Origin of the sequence: Allobosea spartocytisi, from assembly GCF_014764685.1 — a bacterium.
GTDB classification, from domain to species: Bacteria; Pseudomonadota; Alphaproteobacteria; order Rhizobiales; family Beijerinckiaceae; genus Allobosea; species Allobosea spartocytisi.
This window is the reverse complement of sequence record NZ_JACXWY010000025.1, coordinates 1-18683: the sequence shown is the minus strand read 5'-3', so window position 1 is coordinate 18683 and position 18683 is coordinate 1. Positions and strand designations below refer to the sequence as shown.

The 18683-nt window shown below is 67.2% G+C and carries 12 protein-coding genes and 1 pseudogene; 5 read left to right on the top strand and 8 right to left on the bottom strand.

Going from position 1 to position 18683, the window contains the following annotated elements:
* Position 1: 1 nt before the first annotated feature.
* The 4 genes from purL to galU all read right to left on the bottom strand — a co-directional run bounded on the left by purL (position 2) and on the right by galU (position 4723).
* The gene (purL, locus tag IED13_RS24685) at positions 2-2212 is read right to left on the bottom strand and encodes a phosphoribosylformylglycinamidine synthase subunit PurL (RefSeq protein WP_191125789.1); all 2211 of its coding nucleotides are present in this window, start codon (positions 2210-2212) and stop codon (positions 2-4) included.
* 94 nt (positions 2213-2306) lie between these two features.
* The gene (locus tag IED13_RS24680; RefSeq protein ID WP_191125788.1) at positions 2307-2744 is read right to left on the bottom strand and encodes an acyl-CoA thioesterase; all 438 of its coding nucleotides are present in this window, start codon (positions 2742-2744) and stop codon (positions 2307-2309) included.
* Complete coding sequence (locus IED13_RS24675) at positions 2744-3631, bottom strand: methyltransferase domain-containing protein (protein WP_191125787.1); 888 nt, start codon at positions 3629-3631, stop codon at positions 2744-2746. Before IED13_RS24675 ends, IED13_RS24680 begins: the two co-directional genes overlap by 1 nt.
* A 213-nt stretch (positions 3632-3844) precedes the next feature.
* Complete coding sequence (gene galU / locus IED13_RS24670) at positions 3845-4723, bottom strand: UTP--glucose-1-phosphate uridylyltransferase GalU (protein ID WP_112765230.1); 879 nt, start codon at positions 4721-4723, stop codon at positions 3845-3847.
* Between the two features lie 169 nt (positions 4724-4892).
* Here galU and galE point away from each other — a divergent pair, with 169 nt between their 5' ends.
* Positions 4893-5885, top strand: a complete 993-nt coding sequence (galE, locus tag IED13_RS24665; RefSeq protein WP_133564710.1) for a UDP-glucose 4-epimerase GalE — start codon at positions 4893-4895, stop codon at positions 5883-5885.
* A gap of 162 nt (positions 5886-6047) precedes the next feature.
* On the opposite strand, the gene rnk is transcribed toward galE, so the two are convergent.
* A complete protein-coding gene (gene rnk, locus IED13_RS24660) occupies positions 6048-6476 on the bottom strand; it encodes a nucleoside diphosphate kinase regulator (protein ID WP_113254909.1) in 429 nt (142 codons plus the stop codon).
* A 331-nt stretch (positions 6477-6807) separates the two neighbouring features.
* Between rnk and IED13_RS24655 the strand changes: the two genes are divergently transcribed.
* Positions 6808-8040 carry a lytic murein transglycosylase gene (locus tag IED13_RS24655; RefSeq protein WP_113254910.1) on the top strand — a complete coding sequence of 411 codons (1233 nt, stop codon included), beginning with the start codon at positions 6808-6810 and terminating at the stop codon, positions 8038-8040.
* A 58-nt stretch (positions 8041-8098) separates the two neighbouring features.
* On the top strand, positions 8099-9316 hold the full coding sequence (locus tag IED13_RS24650; protein WP_113254911.1) for an SGNH/GDSL hydrolase family protein: 1218 nt from the start codon (positions 8099-8101) through the stop codon (positions 9314-9316).
* Positions 9317-9350: 34 nt separating this feature from the next.
* Here the strand turns inward: IED13_RS24650 and IED13_RS24645 are convergent, their stop codons facing one another.
* From IED13_RS24645 to gltB, 3 genes are all read right to left on the bottom strand, one after another.
* Positions 9351-9911, bottom strand: a complete 561-nt coding sequence (locus IED13_RS24645) for a GNAT family N-acetyltransferase (protein ID WP_038363820.1) — start codon at positions 9909-9911, stop codon at positions 9351-9353.
* Between the two features lie 220 nt (positions 9912-10131).
* Complete coding sequence (locus tag IED13_RS24640; protein WP_191125786.1) at positions 10132-11556, bottom strand: glutamate synthase subunit beta; 1425 nt, start codon at positions 11554-11556, stop codon at positions 10132-10134.
* Positions 11557-11653: 97 nt separating this feature from the next.
* Entirely contained in the window at positions 11654-16336 is a 4683-nt protein-coding gene (gene gltB, locus IED13_RS24635) for a glutamate synthase large subunit (RefSeq protein ID WP_191125804.1), read from the bottom strand.
* 617 nt (positions 16337-16953) lie between these two features.
* On the opposite strand from gltB, the gene IED13_RS24630 reads away from it, so the two are divergent.
* Both IED13_RS24630 and IED13_RS24625 read left to right on the top strand, forming a co-directional pair.
* A complete protein-coding gene (locus tag IED13_RS24630; protein WP_191125785.1) occupies positions 16954-18009 on the top strand; it encodes a threonine aldolase family protein in 1056 nt (351 codons plus the stop codon).
* A gap of 90 nt (positions 18010-18099) precedes the next feature.
* Positions 18100-18683: pseudogene (locus IED13_RS24625) on the top strand (hypothetical protein); the annotation flags it as partial.

The window sequence follows — 18683 nt, the reverse complement described above, 5'->3', positions numbered from 1 at the left end:
CTCAGGCCGCCTTGCCGGCCATGTAGGACGGCAGCCAGTCTTCATGGATCTTGCGCAGATCGGCGACAGCCAGGGCCGGCTCGCCCGGAAGGCTGAGCGCCGTGCCGCCCGTCTTGCCGATGGTGAGCGCCGGCACGCCAGCCGCCTTCGCCGCCGCGATCACCGCATCGGCCTCGGCAGCCGGAACCGTCATGACATAGCGCGCCTGATCCTCGCCGAAGAGTGCAGCGTGGGCCGAGCCGGCCGGCAGCGTCTCGATGGTCGCGCCGACGCCCTTGGCCATCGCCATCTCGGCAAGCGCAACCGCAAGCCCGCCATCCGACACATCATGGCAGGTCGAGACCTTGCCCGACGCGATCAGCCCGCGCACGAAATCGCCGTTGCGGCGCTCGATCGCGAGATCGACAGGCGGCGGGGCGCCTTCCTCCCGGCCGCAGATGGTCGCGAGATAAGAGCTCTGGCCGAGCCAGCCTGCCGTCTCGCCGATCAGGATGATGGCCTCGCCCTCGCCCTTGAAGGCGATGGTGGCGTGCTTCGTGACATCGGCCATGACGCCGACGCCGCCAATGGTCGGGGTCGGCAGGATCGAGACGCCGTTGGTCTCGTTGTAGAGCGAGACATTGCCCGAGACGACCGGGAAATCGAGCGCCTTGCAGGCCTCGCCGATGCCGCGGACGCAGCCGACGAACTGGCCCATGACTTCCGGCTTCTCGGGATTGCCGAAGTTGAGGTTGTCGGTGATGGCGAGCGGCGTCGCGCCCACCGCAGTGAGATTGCGCCAGGCTTCCGCCACCGCCTGCTTGCCACCCTCGAAGGGATCGGCCTCGCAATAGCGCGGCGTGACATCAGCCGTCATGGCGAGGCCCCGCGGCCCCTCCTCGATGCGGATGACGCCGGAATCACCGCCGGGCCGCACCACCGAATTACCGAGGATCAGCGTGTCGTATTGCTCCCAGATCCAGCGCTTCGACGACAGGTCCGGCGAGCCGATCAGCCTCTTCAGCGCCTCGGCGTTGCCGCAGGGCGGCGTCACGCTTTCCGGCGCGATGCGCTGCTGCGGCGGGGTCTCGATCCAGGGCCGGTCATATTCGGGGGCCTCGTCGCCAAGCTCCTTGATCGGCAGGTCGGCCATGACCTCGCCCTGATGCTTCACGACGAAGCGCAGCGTGTCGGTGGTGTGGCCGATGACGGCGAAGTCGAGCCCCCATTTGGTGAAGATCGCCTCGGCGGCCTCCTCATGGCCCGGCTTGATCACCATGAGCATGCGCTCCTGGCTCTCCGAGAGCATCATCTCATAGGCGCTCATGCCCTCCTCGCGGCAGGGCACCTTGTCGAGGTCGAGCTCGACGCCGAGATCGCCCTTGGCGCCCATCTCGACGGCCGAGCAGGTCAGGCCGGCAGCGCCCATGTCCTGGATCGCGTCGACATGGCCGGCGGCCATGATCTCGAGGCAGGCTTCGAGCAGCAGCTTCTCGGCGAAGGGGTCGCCGACCTGCACGGTCGGGCGCTTCTCCTCCGACTTGTCGTCGAATTCGGCCGAGGCCATGGTCGCGCCGTGGATGCCGTCGCGGCCGGTCTTCGATCCCAGATAGACGATCGCCTTACCGACGCCCGACGCCTTGGCGTAGAAGATCTCGTCGGCCTTGGCGATGCCGACCGCCATGGCGTTGACCAGGATGTTGCCGTCATAACGCGTGTGGAAGCCGGTGGCGCCGCCGACATTCGGCACGCCGAAGGAATTGCCGTAGCCGCCGATGCCGGCGACGACGCCGGAAACGAGGTGGCGAGTCTTCGGATGGGCCGGATCGCCGAAGCGCAGCGCGTCGAGCACCGCGATCGGGCGCGCGCCCATGGTGAAGACGTCGCGCAGGATGCCGCCGACGCCCGTCGTCGCGCCCTGATAGGGCTCGATGAAGGACGGGTGGTTGTGGCTCTCCATCTTGAAGACGATGGCCGTGCCCTCGCCGATATCGATCACGCCGGCATTCTCGCCGGGACCCTGGATCACCCAGGGCGCCTTGGTCGGCAACGTCTTCAGATGGATCTTCGAGGATTTGTAGGAGCAGTGCTCGTTCCACATCGCCGAGACGATGCCGAGCTCGGTGATCGTCGGCTCGCGGCCGATCAGATGCAGGAAGCGCTGGTACTCGTCCGGCTTCAGGCCGTGCTCGGCGACGAGTTGCGGGGTGATCTTGATGTCGTTCGGAATCACGGGCTCAGGCTTCCTGGCGGTCCGGCAAGGGGTTGGCAGGGGCATAGCCTGCCTTAACGTGCGAGACAACGCATTCGCGGCTGAGACGCCGTTTTCAGCTCTGGATGGCAGTCAACGCTGCTCTGAGCGGCACCGGAATCGGCACCGGCTTCTGGCTCGCACGCGCGACATAGACATGGGTGAAGCGTCCTTGCGCCGCCGCCTGCTCGCTCCCCTGCCTGAAGATACCGATGCGATAGGTCACGGAGCTGGTGCCGAGCCGTTCCACCGCGATGCCCGCTTCGACGGTTTCGGGAAAGGCGACGCTCTCGAAATAGCTGCAGCCGGTCTCGACCACGAGCCCGACGATCTCGCTCGTCGTCGGATCGAGGAGGCCGTTCTCGATCAGCCAGGCGTTCACCGCCGTGTCGAACCAGCCGTAATAGACGACGTTGTTGACGTGGCCATAGACGTCATTGTCGTGCCAGCGCGTCGGAATGGCGCGGAAGATGCGGAAATCGCCGCGGGTCAGGCGGGATGCACGCTCGGCCATCAGCCTTCGCCTCCCGGCTTCTCGCCGGTCTTGATCTCCGGCACGCCGAGCGCATCGGCCAGCCGCGCCTTGGCGGAACCCGGCCGCAATGGCTTCTGCTGGCTCTCATGCGGCGCCCAGCCGGAGAGCCAGACGAATTCGAAGGTCGCCGGCAGGCGTCCATCGGCATCGGCGAAGCGCTCGGCATAGAGCGACGCCGCCCGCAGCAAGGTCTCCCGCTTCAGCGGTGCCTTGCGGCGCGCGACGAGGGTGTTGGCCCAGCCCATCGCCCTGAGATCGCGGAAGAGACCGAAGGCGTCGCGATAGCGCACGGTCACGGTCTCGCTGTCGATGACGGGCAGGGCGAAACCGGCTCGCTGGAGGAGCCCGCCGAGATCGCGCAGATCGGCGAAGGGCGCGACGCGCGGGCTGACCCCGCCGGTCGTCTCGCTCTCGGCTTCGAGCAGCGCTTGCCGGAGCTCCTGCAGGGAGCGCCCGCCGAGCAGGCAGGCCATGAACAGCCCGTCGGGCTTGAGCGCCCGCTTGATCTGGATGAGCGCGCCGGGCAGGTCGTTGACGCCGTGCAGCGCCAGCAGCGAGACGGCCAGATCGAGCGAGCCGGCCGCGAAGGGCAGCCGTTCGAGATCGCCGACCAGATCGGCCAACGCACCGTCCGCCTCCGCCATGCGCCACACCCGGCCCGCCTTGCCGGCAAGGACCGGCGCGACGACCGGCAGCGGCGTGCCGAGATCGGCCGCCACCGCGAATTCGCGCAGCACCGCGCCGAGCCGCTCCTGCAGATCGCCGGCCGCGCGTTGCAGCAGGAAATCCGGGTAGTCACCGGCAAGCGCGCGCTTCAGCCGCGACCGGCCGAGCGCACGATCGAACACGAGGCTCTGGTCACTCAACGGGGCATCTCCTGCATGGCCCCTCATCCGGCATTTTCCAGGGAATGGCCACCCGAGAAATCGACTGCGGGAGGCGGTTTCCCATGCCTATCAAACGCGGGGCGTCCCGGACGGAGCGAAGCGGAGATCCGGAATCCCCGCCTGAACCGGTCCGACATGGCTCCCGGGTCGACCTGTGGTCGCCCGGGATGACCCACGCTCTTCCTGTCCGCCTCAGCGATCGAGCAGCTTCTCGATCTCCGCGCGCAGTTGCGGGCCGAGATCGCCGCGGTCGAGCGCATAGGCCACATTCGCCGTCAGGAAGCCGATCTTCGAGCCGGTGTCGTAGATCTCGCCATCGAAGCGCACCGCGAAGAACGGCTCCTGATGCGACAGCGCGATCATCGAATCGGTGAGCTGGATCTCGCCGCCCGCACCCTTCTCCTGGTTGGCGAGCAGGTTGAAGATCGTCGGCTGCAGGATGTAGCGGCCGGTGATGTGCAGGTTGGACGGAGCGGTGCCCTTCGGCGGCTTCTCGACCATGCCGGTGATCTTCGAGACCTTGGCCCTGGCGTCCTCGACGCCGACGATGCCGTATTGATGCGTCTGATCGTCCGGCACCGGCGCGACGGCGATGTGGTTGCCGCCATGCTGGTCATAGGCCTCGATCATCTCGGCAAGGCAGCCCTTGCCCGCGCTGTAGTGCAGCATGTCCGGCAGCAGCAGCGCGAAAGGCTCGTCGCCGACGATCTCGCGCGCGCACCAGACCGCATGGCCGAGGCCGAGCGGCGCCTGCTGGCGGGTGAAGCTGGTCGCGCCCGCGGCCGGCAGGTCGTGCTTCAGCGCCTCCAATTCCCTGGTCTTGTTGCGCTTGGCGAGGGTATCGTCCAGCTCGTAGGCCATGTCGAAATGATCCTCGATCACCGCCTTGTTACGGCCGGTGACGAAGATGAAATGCTCGATGCCGGCGGCGCGCGCCTCATCGACGACATGCTGCACGACCGGACGGTCGACGATGGTCAGCATCTCCTTCGGGATCGCCTTGGTGGCGGGCAGGAAGCGGGTGCCGAGACCAGCGACAGGGAGAACGGCCTTGCGGATGCGTTTCGTCATGAAGGGTCCTTGACGCGAGTGCCTTTGCCGAAGCGAGGCTTTGATGGGGTGGGCCGCACAACTGTCACTGTCGTCGGCCATCAGGAGCGTATTAGCTGACAGGCCTTGAGAACCCGTCAACCGGTTTCGGATAGGCAGAGTTCCAGACGAAGATGAGGCAAGAGTGACAATGGCGGTATTGGTCTCAGGCGGCGCCGGCTACATCGGCAGTCATATGGTGCTGGAATTGCTCGATCGCGGCGAAAAGGTCGTGGTTCTCGACAATCTCTCGACCGGTTTCTGGTGGGCCATTCCGCCCGAAGCGACCTTCATTCAAGGGGATGTCGGTGATCAGGAGCTGGTCGAGAAGCTGATCGCCGAGCATGGCGTAACGGCGCTGGCGCATTTCGCGGCGCGAATCGTTGTTCCTGAATCGGTGAGTGATCCGCTTGGTTATTATTTCAATAATACTGTCAAAACCCGAGCATTGATTGAAAGCGCCGTGCGCGGCGGCGTGAAGCACGTGATCTTCTCCTCGACGGCGGCGGTCTATGGCGAGCCCGCCGTCTCGCCCGTGCCGGAGGAGATCGCGCTCAACCCGATCAATCCCTATGGCCGCTCCAAGCTGATGAGCGAATGGATGCTGCAGGACGCCGCGAAGGCCCATGGCTTCTCCTACATCGCCCTGCGCTATTTCAACGTCGCCGGCGCCGACCCGAAGGGGCGTTCCGGCCAGTCCTCGCCCAACGCCACCCATCTGATCAAGGTCGCGAGCCAGGCCGCGCTCGGCCAGCGCGACGGCTTGACCATCTTCGGCACGGATTACGCGACTCCGGACGGCACCTGCGTGCGCGACTACATCCATGTCACCGATCTCGCCCGCGCCCATCTCGCCGCGCTCGACCATCTGCGCGACGGCGGCACGAGCCTGACGCTGAACTGCGGCTATGGCCGCGGCTATTCGGTGAAGGAGGTCACCGAGGTGGTGAAGAAGGTCTCTGGCATCGACTTCCCGGTGACGCTCGCCGCGCGCCGGCCCGGCGACCCGGCCTCGCTCATCGCCCGCGCCGACCGCATCCAGGCCGAACTCGGCTGGCGGCCGCAGCATGACGATCTGGAGGAGATCGTCGGCCAGGCCCTCGCCTGGGAGGAGAAGCTCAGGATGAAGAACGCTTCGGCCTGAACGTCACATCACGCCGTCTTCGGAAAACCCACCGTCATTGCGGACAAGCCGCGTCAGCGGCGCCGATCCGGAATCCATCGAGAAGCACCGCGCTCTATGATGGATTCCGGGCCTTCGCCCGGAATGACGGTGCGTGTCCGGGAAGGCAGCACGCATCCGACCTCAGGCCGCTGCCGTCTCCCCGGCAGGCTGGCCGACCGCCACGACGGTCAGGCGCTTCACATCGCCGGAGCGCGTCGTCCAGTCGATCGAGCGACCGGAAGCCATGCCGATCAGCGCGACGCCGATCGGCGTCATCACCGAGATCCGGTTCTTCTCGATATCCGCATGCTCAGGCCAGACCAGCGTGACCTTGGTCTCCCGTCCGGTGCTCTCGTCGCGATAGGTGACTTCGCTGCCGATATGCACATGCTCGGCCGAGACCCGGCCTTCCGGCAGGATGCGGGCGCGGTCGAGCTCATGCGTCAGCTCGGCGGCGAGTTCCGGCATGGTGTTGGCGGCGCCCGCCGCGATGCGGCTGAGCATCGCATGGTCGGCGGCGGTCACGGTGATGGCAGGGCGCGCGGGCGCCTTCCTGGTCTTGTCGGTCATGTCTGTCTCTCGGAGAAATCAGCGCAGGCGGCCGGGCGCGAAACAGGCCCGGACGAACGCCGTCGCTGGAAGATGGGAATCAAGTGGAGGCGCCCCCGGACCGGAGGCGCCAAGCGCAACAGGCCCGGGGCTATAAGCCCGCGATGACGTTACCCGACCGATGCCGGCCGCGAGCGAAGGAAAAGGCGCTGTGCATCCGATCAGGGTCGGACAATCGCCGCGGCTTGTCAAATTGCGCGCAATTTGCCGCAGTATTCCCCGATTTAACGCTTGGTTAATCTTGTTCGGGCGCTCTGGAGGTGTTTTCATCCCTCAGCCGTCGGGAGCCCCCATGCGCCTGTCCGTCCTCGCTGCTTCGGCCTTGCTGAGCCTGGCGCCGGCGCTCGCGCAGACCACGGGCTCGATCAACGTGTCGCGCGCGCCGGCCGGCAGCGCGCAGGCAAGCCCCGCCAGCGCTTCCTTCGACATCTTCCTGCAACGGCTCTGGCCGCAGGCGCAGGCGCGCGGCATCTCGCGCACGACCTTCGATCTCGCCTTCCGGGGCGTGACGCCCGACGCCTCGATCGTCGCGCTGACCAAGAAGCAGTCCGAGTTCAGCGCCCCGATCTGGAGCTATCTCAACAACGCCGTCGGCGGCGGCCGCGTCCAGCGCGGCCAGGCGGTGGCGGCAGAGAACGCGGCCGTGCTGGCCCAGGTCGAAGCCCGCTACGGCGTGCCGAAGGAGGTCGTGCTCGGCGTCTGGGGCATGGAAACCAATTTCGGCTCCTTCAAGGGCAGCAAGGACGTCATCCGCTCGCTGGCGACGCTCGCCGCGATCCGCTACCGCGGCGACTTCTTCCGCGACGAGTTGCTGACCGCGCTCGAGCTGATCCAGAAGGGCTATGTCGAGCGCGACGAGTTGCGCGGCTCCTGGGCCGGTGCCATGGGCCATACCCAGTTCATGCCGTCGAGCTACATGAAATACGCCGTCGACTGGACCGGCAACGGCCATGCCGACATCTGGAACTCGTCCAGCGACGCCATCGCCTCCACCGCCAACTACCTGAAGAGCTATGGCTGGGTCCCCGGCCTGCCCTGGGGCATGGAGGTTTCGCTGCCGGACGGCTTCGACCATCGCCTGGACAAGGCGAGCTTCGCCGCCTTCCGCTCCGCCGGCGTGCGCCGGGCCGATGGCCGCGCCCTGCCCTCCTCCGGCGAGGGCCGCCTGTTCTACCCCGCCGGCCATACCGGCCCGGTGCTGCTGCTGACCGCGAATTTCGACGTCATCAAGAAATACAATTCCTCCGACGCCTATGCGCTGGCCGTCGGCCATCTCGGCGATCGCATCATGGGCCGGGCGGCGATCCAGGCCGATTGGCCGCTCAAGGCGGCCCGCCTCGACATGGCCGGCACCAAAGACCTGCAGCGCCGCCTGAAGGCGCTGGGGCTCTACGACCACGACGCGGACGGGCGCATCGGCACCGGCACGCGCGAGGCGGTGCGGCGCTACCAGATCAGCGTCGGCGAGATCGCGGACGGCTATCCGACGCCGGCCCTGCTCACCCGGATGCGCGGCTCCCGCTGACTTTTGGCCCATCCGGCCCTATATTGAACCTGTCCCGAGCCGCTGGATCGGATGGCTGATGCGCCTGCGCTCGCTCGTCATGGTTCTCTGCTCCGCCTGCCTGCTCCTCCTGACCGGCGGCCCCGTTTCGCTTGCGCAGCAGCCGCCGCAACAGCAGCGCAGCCTGTTCCAGCTCTTCTGGCAATTGCCCGCCAGACCGGCCGTGCAGCCGCAGCAGCCGCGCCTGCGCCCCAGCCCGGCCCCGGTCGTTCGGCGCAGCAGGGCAGCGGCCCCCGTCGTCGTTCGCGACGATCCCGTCATCCCGAAGGTCGATGTCACCAACCACATCGTGGTGATGGGCGATTCCCTCGCCAACCTGCTCGCCGACGGCCTCGACGAGGCGCTGAACGACCGCCCCGATGTCGAGGTCACCCACCGGACAAAGCCGGATTCAGGCCTCGTCCGCACCGATTTCTACGATTGGCAGAAGGCCGTCACGGATCTGCTCGCCAGCGACCAGAAGATCACCATCGCGGTCATGATGGTCGGGCTCAACGACCGCCAGCCGATCCGCGAAGGCGACATCGTGCAGGAGCCTCTGAGCCCGCGCTGGCTGGAGCTCTATCGCGACCGCGTCGACGCACTCGCCACCGCCTTCGCGGCCAAGCGCATCCCGCTGATCTGGGTCGGCGTCCCGCCCGTGCAGAACGCCCGCCTCTCGGCTGATCTCGTCACGCTGAACGAGCTTTACCGCGAGCGGGCCGAGAAGGCCGGCGGCCAATATGTCGACCTCTGGGGCGGTTTCGTCGATTCCGAGAACCGCTATACCGCGACCGGCCCGGACGTCTCCGGCCAGCCGACGCGCCTGCGACTCGGCGACGGCGTGCACTTCACCAAGGCCGGCGCCCGCAAGGCCGCGCATTTCGTCGACCTCGTCATCCGCCGGATCATCGAGCAGGCGCCGCAGAGCAATGTGATCGCCCTGCCGGTCGCGCCCGACACCGGCGCCCCGACCGCGCCCGAGCTGCAGCCCGGCGGTGTCGAGCGCCTGATCGACCAGATGGCCGCGGGCTTGCCGGCGATCGGCCTGCCGCAGGCCCTGCAGGCCCGCCCCCTGGCCGGGCCGATTCAGCCGCTGACCGGACAGGCGGCGCCCTCGGCACAGCCGCTGCTCGCCTCGATCACGGAAGCGCGCGGCCGCGGCGATGCGGCCGACCAGCTCGAGCGCGTCTTCGGACAGGGCATCGCGCCCGAACCCGTGCCGGGCCGCATCGACGACTATCGCTGGCCGCGGTGAGGACCGGGCCGCTGCCCCGGCAGGCTGCCCGGCATCAGGCCGCGCCGCGCCACTCCGCCGCGAGCAGCGCATAGAGCAAATCGTCCCGCCAAACCTCTCCCACGCGCAGATTGTCGCGCAGCAGGCCCTCGCGGCGGAATCCCAGCTTCTCGATCAGCCGGATCGAGGCGCGGTTGTCCGGATGGATGAAGGCCTGGAGGCGATGCAGACCGAGCTCCGAGAAGCAGAAGTCGAGCATCGCCGTGACCGCCTCCGTCGCGATGCCCTGCCGGTGGAGCGCGGGATCGATCATGTAGCCGATGCTCGCCCGCCTGCTGCGGATATGCCCGTCGTGATAGTTGACGAGCCCCAGGCAGCGATCGGTCCCGGCATCGGCCACCGCCCAGAACCGGTAATAGGACGGCGTGCAATCGACGAAGCTGCGCACGGAGCGCTCGGTTTCGATGCGCTTCGTGTAGGTCGGCTGGTTCCAGAACCGCATCGCCTCGGGGTCGGCGAAGCAGGCATGCATCGCATCCACGTCATCGGCGCGGAACTGGCGCAGGCGCAGGCGGGGCGTCGCAAGGACCGGATGCGGGATCGCTTGCTTCGGCATGCGGTTGCCTCGGGCGAAGGGCTATCCTGATGCTCGACCGCTGGGATGGCCGGCCGCGGCGCCGAGGCCAGACACTCCATCTTTGACTGGCGTTTTTGCAAAGTTCAACATGCGAGGCAGCGGAACGCCCCCGACTCTACGATGGATTCCAGGTCAAGCCCGGAACGACGGCGTGTTTCTACCGAAAATCGGCAAGCTCCCGCGATGGAGGGCGCCCCCGTCACATCGGCAGGATGGTCTCGCCCATCAGATGCTTGTCGATGGCGTGCGCCGCCTGGCGGCCCTCGCGGATCGCCCAGACGACCAGAGACTGGCCGCGGCGCATGTCGCCGGCGACGAAGACCTTGTCGACGCTGGTGGCGTAGTTGCGGTCGTTGGCGACGACATTGGCGCGCTTGTCCACGGCCGCGCCCGACTGCGCGATCATGCCCTCGATCACCGAGCCTGCGAAGCCGATGGCGAGGAAGCAGAGATCGGCCTGCAGCACGAACTCGGTGCCGGGGATGGGCTTGCGCTTCTCGTCGACGCGCGCGCATTTCACACCGGTCAGCCGCCCGTTGCGGCCCTCCAGCCCGAGCGTCGCCGCCTGGAATTCGCGCTCCGCGCCCTCGGCCTGCGAGGAGGAGGTGCGGAACTTCGTCGGCCAATAGGGCCAGACCGTGAGCTTGTCCTCGATCTCCGGCGCCATCGGCCGGATGTCGAGCTGCGTCACCGAGAGCGCGCCCTGCCGGAAGGCGGTGCCGACGCAGTCGGAAGCCGTATCGCCGCCGCCGACCACCACGACATGCTTGCCCGCAGCCAGGATCGGCGCCTCGCCGGAGACGTCCTCGCCGCCGACGCGCTTGTTCTGCTGGGTGAGGTAGGGCATCGCGTAATGCACGCCGGCAAGATTGGTATCCGGCAGGCCGGGATCGCGTGGCGCTTCCGCCCCGCCCGTCATCAGCACGGCGTCATGCTCGGCAAGGAGCGTCGCGAAGGGCAGCGTCACGCCGACATGGGCGTTGTAATGGAAGGTGACGCCCTCCGCCTCCATCTGCTTCACCCGGCGGTCGATATGCTTCTTCTCCATCTTGAAGTCGGGAATGCCGTAGCGCAGCAGACCGCCGGCCTTCGCCTCCCGCTCATAGAGATGGACGTCGTGGCCGACGCGGGCGAGCTGCTGCGCCGCAGCCATGCCGGCAGGCCCCGAGCCGACGATGGCGATGCGCTTGCCGGTGCGCCTGGCCGGGATCTCGGGCGCGATCCAGCCTTCTTGCCAGCCCTTGTCGGCAATCGCCTGCTCGATCGTCTTGATCGTCACCGGCATGTTCTCGAGGTTCAGCGTGCAGGCTTCCTCGCAAGGCGCGGGGCAGATGCGGCCGGTGAACTCCGGGAAATTGTTGGTGGAGTGGAGGTTACGCAGCGCATCCTCCCAGCCGCCGGAATAGACCAGCTCGTTCCAGTCCGGGATCTGGTTGTGCACCGGGCAGCCGGTCGGGCCGTGGCAGAAGGGGATGCCGCAATCCATGCAGCGCGCCGCCTGCTTCTTGATATCGCGCTCCTCCTGCGGGAGCGTGAACTCCCGGAAGTGGCGAATGCGATCGCCGGCGAGCTGATACTTCTGCTCCTGCCGGTCGTATTCGAGAAAGCCCGTGACCTTGCCCATGCCGTTTCTCTCGCCCTGTGCCCGGGTCGCCCCGCGCGCATGCCTTAACCTGTTCCGGGTGCCGGGACCGTGACGGCCCCGGCAGGTGGCGTTTCGCTTATTCCGCGGCCTGCAAGGTGCGGGCCTGCTCCATTTCGCGTAGCGCGCGGCGGTACTCGACCGGCATCACCTTGACGAACTTGGTGCGGTAATCCGCCCAGTTGTCGAGGATCGTGCGGGCGCGCTCCGAACCGGTGTAGTTCGCGTGGTTCGTCAGCATCTGCATCAGGCGCTCCTCGTCATGGCCCGACATGTTGGTCATGTCGATGCGGCCCTTATGCTCGAGGTCACCGCCGTGATGGTGCAGCCGCTCCATCAGCTCTTCTTCCTCCTCGACCGGTTCGAGATCGACCATGGAGAGGTTGCAGCGCGACTTGAAGGTGCCGTCCTCGTCCAGCACATAGGCGATGCCGCCCGACATGCCCGCGGCGAAGTTGCGCCCGGTCTGGCCGATGACCGCGACGACGCCGCCGGTCATGTATTCGCAGCCATGGTCGCCCGTGCCCTCGACCACCGCGATGGCGCCGGAGTTGCGCACCGCGAAGCGCTCGCCCGCGACGCCGCGGAAATAGGCCTCGCCCGAGATCGCGCCGTAGAGCACGGTGTTGCCGACGATGATCGAGCGCTCGGCTACGGCCCGGGTCGCGGGATCGGGCCGGACGATCAGCTTGCCGCCGGAGAGCCCCTTGCCGACATAGTCATTGGCCTGGCCGGTGAGCTCGACCGTGACGCCAGCCGCCAGGAAGGCCGCGAAGCTCTGGCCCGAGGTACCCTTCAGCTTCACCGTGATGGTGTCGTCCGGCAGGCCGGCATGGCCGTATTTCTTGGCGACGACGCCCGAGAGCATCGCGCCGGTCGAGCGGTCGACATTGCAGATGCTCTCCTCGATCACGACCGGCGTGCCGGTCTCGACCGCGCCCTGCGCCGCCTTGATCAGCTTGCGGTCGAGCACATCGTCGAGCGGGTGCTTCTGCAACTCGACATGGCGGATCGCCACGCCCGGCAGGTCAACCTTGTGGAACAGCCTGCTGAAGTCGAGCCCCTTCGCCTTCCAGTGCTCGATCGCCTCGCGCTTGTCGAGCAGGTCCGAGCGGCCGACGATCTCGTCGAGGCTGGTGAAGCCCATCTCCGCCATGATCTTGCGGACATCCTCGGCGACGAAGAAGAAGTAGTTCACCACATGCTCGGGCAGGCCCTTGAAGCGCTTGCGCAGCACCGGGTCCTGCGTCGCGACGCCGACCGGGCAGGTGTTGAGATGGCACTTGCGCATCATGATGCAGCCCGCCGCGATCAGCGGCGCGGTCGAGAAGCCGAACTCGTCGGCCCCGAGCAGAGCGCCGATCACCACGTCGCGGCCGGTGCGCAGGCCGCCATCGACCTGCAGCGCGATGCGCCCGCGCAGATGGTTCAGCACCAGGGTCTGCTGCGTCTCGGCGAGACCGATCTCCCAGGGCGAACCGGCATGCTTCAGCGAGGTCAGCGGGCTCGCGCCCGTGCCGCCCTCGAAGCCGGAGATGGTGATGTGGTCGGCGCGCGACTTGGCGACGCCGGCCGCCACCGTGCCGACGCCGATCTCGGAGACGAGCTTGACCGAGACATCGGCCGCCGGGTTGACGTTCTTCAGGTCGAAGATCAGCTGGGCGAGATCCTCGATCGAATAGATGTCGTGATGCGGCGGCGGCGAGATCAGGCCGACGCCCGGCGTCGAGTGCCGGGTCCGGGCGATCTTGGCGTCGACCTTGTGGCCGGGAAGCTGCCCCCCCTCGCCAGGCTTGGCACCCTGCGCCACCTTGATCTGCATCACGTCCGCATTGACGAGATACTCGGCCGTGACGCCGAAGCGGCCCGACGCGATCTGCTTGATCGCCGAGCGCTTCGAGCGCCCGTCCGGCATCGGCTTGAACCGGATCGCTTCCTCGCCGCCCTCGCCGGTGTTCGACTTGCCGCCGATCTGGTTCATCGCGAGCGCCATCGTCTCATGCGCCTCGCGCGAGATCGAGCCGAAGGACATCGCGCCGGTGGCAAAGCGCTTCACGATCTCGGACGCAGGCTCGACGCTCTCCAGCGGCACGGGCGCCCGGCCCTCATCGGCCGCCATCTTGAGCTTGAACAGGCCGCGGATGGTGCTGAGCCGTTGCTCGTCGTCATTCACCTGCCGGGCGAACTCCTCGTAGCGGTCCTGCGCGTTGAGACGCACGGCGTGCTGGAGCGAGGCGACGACATCCGGCTTCCAGACATGGTCCTCGCCGCGGACGCGGTACATATACTCGCCGCCGATATCGAGGCTGTCGCGGTAGAGCGGCGAGTCGCCGAAGGCGTCGCGGTGACGGCGCAGGCTCTCCTCGGCGATCTCGTCGAGGCCGACGCCCTCGATCGCCGTGCCCGTCCCGAAGAAGAACTTGTCGACGAAGCTGGTCTTCAGGCCGACGGCATCGAAGATCTGCGCGCCGCAATAGGACTGATAGGTCGAGATGCCCATCTTGGACATCACCTTGAGCACGCCCTTGCCGACCGACTTGATGTAGCGCTTCACCACCTCGTCGGCATCGACCTCCTCGGGGAAGGCGCCCTGCGCATGCTGGTCGAGCAGGGTGTCGAAGGCGAGATAGGGGTTGATCGCCTCCGCGCCGTAGCCGGCGAGGCAGCAGAAATGGTGGATCTCGCGCGGCTCGCCGGATTCGACGACGAGGCCGACCGAGGTGCGCAGGCCCTTGCGGATCAGGTGATGATGCACCGCCGCCGTCGCCAAGAGCGCCGGGATCGGGATGCGGTCGGCGCCGACCTGCCGGTCGGACAGGATGATGATGTTGTAGCCGCCATGGACCGCCGCCTCGGCGCGCTCGCAGAGCCGCTCCAGCGCGCCATCCATGCCGGCCGCGCCCTCGCGCGCCGGATAGGTGAAGTCGATGGTCTTGGTGTCGAAGCGATCCTCGTAATGGCCGATGCAGCGGATCTTCTCGAGATCGTCATTGGTCAGGATCGGGGTGCGCACTTCCAGGCGCTTGCGGCGCGAGGTGCCTTCCAGATCGAGGATGTTCGGCCGCGGCCCGATGAAGGAGAGCAGGCTCATCACCAGCTCCTCGCGGATCGGGTCGATCGGCGGGTTCGTGACCTGCGCGAAGTTCTGCTTGAAATAGGTGTAGAGCAGCTTCGACTTGAACGAGAGCGCCGAGATCGGCGTGTCCGTGCCCATCGAGCCGACCGCTTCCTGCCCGGTCACCGCCATCGGCGCCATCAGCAGGCGGACATCCTCGGTGGTGTAGCCGAAGGCCTGCTGGCGGTCGAGCAGCGGCACATCGGTGCGCGAGGCCCGCGCCTCGACCGGCGGCAGATCCTCCAGCACGATCTGGGTGCGCTTCAGCCAGTCCTTGTAGGGATTGGCGAGGCAAAGGCTCGTCTTGATCTCGTCGTCGCCGATGATGCGGCCCTGTTCGAGATCGATCAGCAGCATCTTGCCCGGCTGGAGGCGCCACTTCTCGACGATCTTCTCCTCCGGGATCGGCAGCACGCCGAACTCGGAAGCGAGCACCACGAGCCCGTCATCGGTGACGAGATAACGCGCGGGGCGCAGGCCGTTGCGGTCGAGCGTCGCGCCGATCTGGCGCCCGTCGGTGAAGGCGATCGCGGCCGGCCCGTCCCAGGGCTCCATCAGCGCGGCGTGATACTCGTAGAAGGCGCGCCGCTCCTCATCCATCAGCGGGTTGCCGTTCCACGCCTCCGGCACGAGCATCATCATGGCATGGGTCAGCGAATAGCCGCCCTGCACCAGGAATTCGAGCGCGTTGTCGAAGCAGGCGGTGTCCGACTGGCCCTCATAGGAGATCGGCCAGAGCTTCGAGATATCCGAGCCGAACAGGTCGGAATCGACGCTCGCCTGCCGCGCCGCCATCCAGTTGACGTTGCCGCGCAGCGTGTTGATCTCGCCGTTATGCGCCACCATCCGGTAGGGATGGGCGAGGCGCCAGGACGGGAAGGTGTTCGTGGCGAAGCGCTGATGCACCAGGGCGAGCGCGCTGTCGAAGCGCTCATCCTGCAGATCCTTGAAGTAGGAGCCGAGCTGGTTCACCAGCACCATGCCCTTGTAGACGATGGTGCGGCAGGACATCGAGACGGGGTAGTACTCCGCCGTCTTGCGCTCCTGATGCCGGTAGACCTTGTTCGAGACGGACTTTCTGAGGACATAGATCTGCCGCTCGAACTCGTCCTCGTCCGTGATGTCGTCGGGGCGGCCGACGAAGAGCTGGCGATGCACCGGCTCGGTCTCCAGCACGGCCTTGCCGAGATCGGCGTTGTCGACCGGCACATCGCGCCAGCCGAGGAAATTCAGCCCCTCCTCCTCGACGGCCTGGGAGATGATCTCCTCGCAGAGCGCGCGGATCGCCGGATCGCGCGGCATGAAGAACTGACCGATGGCGTAGAAGCCGGGCTCGGGCAGATCGATGCCGAGCTTCGCGGTCTCTTCCTTGAAGAAGCGATGCGGGATCTGGGTAAGGATGCCGCAGCCGTCACCGAGCTTCGGATCGGCGCCGACAGCGCCGCGATGGTCGAGATTGTGCAGGATCTGCAGGCCCTGCTGCACGATGGCGTGGCTCTTGCGGTTCTTCATGTCGGCGATGAAGCCGACGCCGCAGGAATCTTTCTCATTGGCCGGGTTGTAGAGGCCCTGATGCGTCGGCAGCGCCGGGTCGCGCACGGCCGGGAAGCGCCCGATATCCTCGTTCGATTGGCTGGTCGCGCTCATCGTCAAACCCCGCTCGCCGGAACCCACCGGCGCGATGCCGGCGGGCAGGCGTATCAAGCCCACACCATCCCTTTCCGCGCCGGTCTTTCCGAGCCGGCCGGAAGCCGGCAGCAAGGAAGGGGCCAGAACGGATCGGCCTTGTCTTTTGTCAGAGGCTTGCTTGCGCTTTGTTTCCACCGCGCCCGCGTCCTCCGCAGGCGCTTCGGGCGGCTCTCGCCCGCTCGCGCCTGTCTTCAGGCCGTCGTTTTACGGACGGCGCGCGTACGGCGGTTGGCTTTGGCATTAGCAGCCCGGCCCCTCGTCATGCTCGCCTCCGTTGCGACGGCGCGACCGCAAGCCTTAGGAGAGCTTTTGGTCGGCGCGATGAAAAATGGGACAGCAACACTGTCCTATCGAGACGAATTTGCCAGAATTCCAATCTGCGCACAAGCACCGATTTGAGGCAGAAACGAAATTTTATTGCGATATCCGATTCCCACGAGACATTTCCGGTATGAAAGCCCGACTCCGGCGATACGCTTCTTGTTCTGAGCCTGTCCCGACCGGCACGGCGTGCAAGCCCCCTCCCCGCCTTCGTCGCTTGGCAGAAGCTGGGCCGCCCCATAACCCTTTCCTCCATGAACTTCATCAGCGACAACACCGCCAGCGCCAGCCCCCGCGTCATGGCCGCTCTCGCCGCCGCCAATGACGGCCCCGCAGCGGGCTATGGCGCGGATGACTGGACGAAGCGCGTCGAGGAGCGCCTCTCAGCGCTGTTCGAGCGGGAGGTCGCCGCCTTCCTGGTCACCACGGGTACCGCGGCCAATGCCCTGGCGCTCGCCAGCGTGGTCAGGCCCTGGGGCGCCGTCATCACCCATGAGGAAAGCCACATCGTCGAGGACGAATGCGGCGCGCCGGAATTCTTCAGCGACGGCGCCAAGCTCGTCGATCTCCCCGGCATCGGCGGGAAGCTGACGCCAGAGGCGGTGACGCGGGCTCTGGGCAACCTGAACGAGGGCAGCTTCCACAATGTCCAGGCCCAGGCCCTCTCCGTCACCCAGGCGACGGAATGCGGCACGATCTACACCCCGGCCGAAATCCGTGCGCTGAAAGAGGCCGTCACGGCCCGCAATCTGACCGTCCATATGGACGGCGCCCGCTTCGCCAATGCGCTGGTCACGCTGGGCTGCACGCCAGCCGAGATCACCTGGAAGGCCGGTGTCGACGTGCTCTCCTTCGGCGGCACCAAGAACGGCGCCTGGGCGGTCGAGGCAGTGGTCTTCTTCGACCCCGGCCGCGCGGAGGAGATGAAATGGCGTCGCAAGCGCGCCGGCCAGACCCTGTCGAAGGGCCGCTTCCTCGGCGCGCAGTTCGAGGCCCTGCTGGCCGACGATCATTGGCTCGATCTCGCCCGCCACGCCAACGGGCAGGCGAAGCGTCTCGCGGACGCGGTCGGCAACGGTGGCGAGGCGCGCCTCGCCTGGCCCTGCCAGGCCAACGAGGTTTTCCTGATCCTGCCTCCCGCCACGCAGGAACGGCTGACGGCGGCTGAGGTGCGCTACCATTCCTGGCCCGGCCGCTCGCTCGCCCCCGACAATGCCTTGCAGGACGGCGAGATCGTCGGCCGCTTCGTCATGTCCTTTGCGACCGATCCCGGCGAGGTCGGCCGGCTGATCGCGGCGATCTCCGGCTGACACAGGGATTTTTCGGCCCGGTCCGGCCCCATGCCTGCCGCAATCGCTAAGGAAGACTGAAAGGCGCGACACCTCGTTAAGGAAGATGGCATGGCACAACGTTCGACCGCGTCGAGGCACATCGGCCTGATGGGTCTGGCCGTGGCCGGTGCACTCGCCGGCTCGGCGGGAGGCGCCGCCGCCCAGTTTTATTATTACGAAGAGCCGGCGCCCTATCCGCCGGCCTATGTCTATGGCTACGGATATGGCTACCGTTCCGCGCCCCGCATCGCCGAGCCGGTGACGGCCTACGACATCCGCCGCATCGCCGCCGAGAATTACGGCTTCGTCCGGATCGACCGCCTCTATCGGAGCGAGGACGCCTATGTCGTCGACGGCATGCGGGCGAACGGCCAGCGGCAGCGGCTGATCCTCGATGCCTTCGCCGGCAACCTGATCCGCCGCGTGCCGCTGCGCAACGGCCAGGCCGACCTGGGGCCGAATATCGCCCGCGTCGACCCACGCGAGGAGCGCGAGCCGCCGCGACCGCGACTCGTGCCGAAGCCGCCGCAGCGCCCGGCCGAATTGAGGCCCCCGGCCGAGGCGAGCGCCCCCGCGACCATCGTTCCACCCGCGCCGGCCGCCCCGCCCGCGCCGGAGCAGGCGCCGACCCCACCCGCACCGCAGCCCCCGGT

Excerpts from the sequence above, each read along its gene's own strand:
- IED13_RS24680 (WP_191125788.1), bottom strand. The coding sequence starts at position 2,744 with ATGGCCGAGCGTGCATCCCGCCTGACCCGCGGCGATTTCCGCATCTTC.
- galU (WP_112765230.1), bottom strand. The coding sequence starts at position 4,723 with ATGACGAAACGCATCCGCAAGGCCGTTCTCCCTGTCGCTGGTCTCGGC.
- galE (WP_133564710.1), top strand. The coding sequence starts at position 4,893 with ATGGCGGTATTGGTCTCAGGCGGCGCCGGCTACATCGGCAGTCATATG.
- rnk (WP_113254909.1), bottom strand. The coding sequence starts at position 6,476 with ATGACCGACAAGACCAGGAAGGCGCCCGCGCGCCCTGCCATCACCGTG.
- IED13_RS24655 (WP_113254910.1), top strand. The coding sequence starts at position 6,808 with ATGCGCCTGTCCGTCCTCGCTGCTTCGGCCTTGCTGAGCCTGGCGCCG.
- IED13_RS24650 (WP_113254911.1), top strand. The coding sequence starts at position 8,099 with ATGCGCCTGCGCTCGCTCGTCATGGTTCTCTGCTCCGCCTGCCTGCTC.
- IED13_RS24645 (WP_038363820.1), bottom strand. The coding sequence starts at position 9,911 with ATGCCGAAGCAAGCGATCCCGCATCCGGTCCTTGCGACGCCCCGCCTG.
- IED13_RS24640 (WP_191125786.1), bottom strand. The coding sequence starts at position 11,556 with ATGGGCAAGGTCACGGGCTTTCTCGAATACGACCGGCAGGAGCAGAAG.
- gltB (WP_191125804.1), bottom strand. The coding sequence starts at position 16,336 with ATGAGCGCGACCAGCCAATCGAACGAGGATATCGGGCGCTTCCCGGCC.
- IED13_RS24630 (WP_191125785.1), top strand. The coding sequence starts at position 16,954 with ATGAACTTCATCAGCGACAACACCGCCAGCGCCAGCCCCCGCGTCATG.